The sequence below is a fragment of the Aeromonas simiae genome, assembly GCF_000820125.1.
Taxonomy (GTDB): domain Bacteria; phylum Pseudomonadota; class Gammaproteobacteria; order Enterobacterales; family Aeromonadaceae; genus Aeromonas; species Aeromonas simiae.
Genome location: NZ_CDBY01000091.1, coordinates 1 through 1,333 on the forward strand (window position 1 = coordinate 1; position 1,333 = coordinate 1,333).

Below are 1,333 nucleotides of genomic sequence, written 5' to 3' on the forward strand. Positions count from 1 at the left end.
TAGATTGGCCCCTTGAAGATCCAGACACTTCGCCCCTCTTAATTTAAGAGGTAGTCTTGGAACTATGTTCAGTACTAGTCGCAACGAGAAAATGGTCGAAGTGTTAACAGGGGCTGAGCGCCGTCGACGCCGGACTCCGCAGGAAAAGATCTCCATCGTGCAGCAGACCTTTGAGCCCGGAATGACCGTATCTCATGTCGCTCGCTTGCACGACGTCAACGCCAACCAGCTTTTCAAATGGCGTAAACAATTCCAGGAAGGCTCTCTCACGGCGATCACCGCCGGTGAGGATGTTGTTCCAGCCTCCGAGTTGGCTGCTGCCATCAAGCAGATCCGAGAGCTCCAGCGTCTGCTCGGGAAGAAGACCATGGAGAACGAGATCCTCAAAGAAGCCGTGGAGTATGGTCGAGCAAAAAAATTGATTGCGCATGCGCCCTTGTTGCCGGGGGACGACGATTAAGTGCTGTGAGCCAGGCCCTTAATGTATCGCGTGCGCAGCTATCCGTTCGTGTTCATCGCAAACCAGGTTGGCAAGATGGTCGTCATCATCGCCAGCGTGATGATGCAGCCTTACTTGGCCGTATCATGGAGGCGATGGCAGAACTTCCCTCCTATGGCTATCGCCGGGTCTGGGCGCTGTTACGGCGTCAGTCAGAGGCAACAAGACAGCCTGTAGTAAACGCCAAACGGGTATATCGCGTCATGAGAGAGCATGGCCTGCTGCTGGAAAGAAAACCGGCAGCACCATTGGCCCAGCAGGCACATAAGGGGCGTGTTGCCGTCAAAGAGAGCAATCGACGTTGGTGCTCGGATGGCTTCGAGTTTCGCTGCGATAACGGTGAAAAACTACGAGTCACGTTCGCCATGGACTGCTGCGATAGGGAGGCGTTGGACTGGGCTGCCAGCACCGGGGGTTACGACAGTGACACGGTGCAAGATGTCATGCTGAGATCTGTCGAACGACGCTTCGGGGATGCGTTGCCGGCATCACCGGTGGAGTGGCTGACTGATAATGGCTCGGCGTATCGAGCCCATGAGACCCGCGCGTTTGCACGAGAAATCGGGTTGGAGCCCAGAACGACGGCGGTGAGAAGCCCACAGAGCAACGGTATAGCGGAGAGCTTCGTGAAGACGATGAAGCGAGACTATATCGAGATGATGCCGAAACCAGATAGCCGAACAGCGGTAGGCAATTTGGCCATCGCGTTTGAGCATTATAACGAACACCACCCGCACAGCGCCTTGGGATACCGTTCACCACGGGAATTTCTGCGCAGTCGGGTATCACAACCCTAAGCGGGAAAAAGTGTCTGGACCTATGGGGTCAAATCCA

Annotated in this window: 1 protein-coding gene; it reads left to right on the forward strand. The window is 55.4% G+C overall.

Features of this window, described 5'->3' with window-relative positions:
- Positions 1–91: 91 nt before the first annotated feature.
- A protein-coding gene (locus tag BN1134_RS18105; protein WP_156991867.1) for an IS3 family transposase occupies positions 92–1,296 on the forward strand; the annotation gives its coding sequence in 2 pieces (ribosomal slippage) (positions 92–419 and positions 419–1,296; 1,206 coding nt in all).
- The last annotated feature ends 37 nt before the right edge of the window (positions 1,297–1,333 follow it).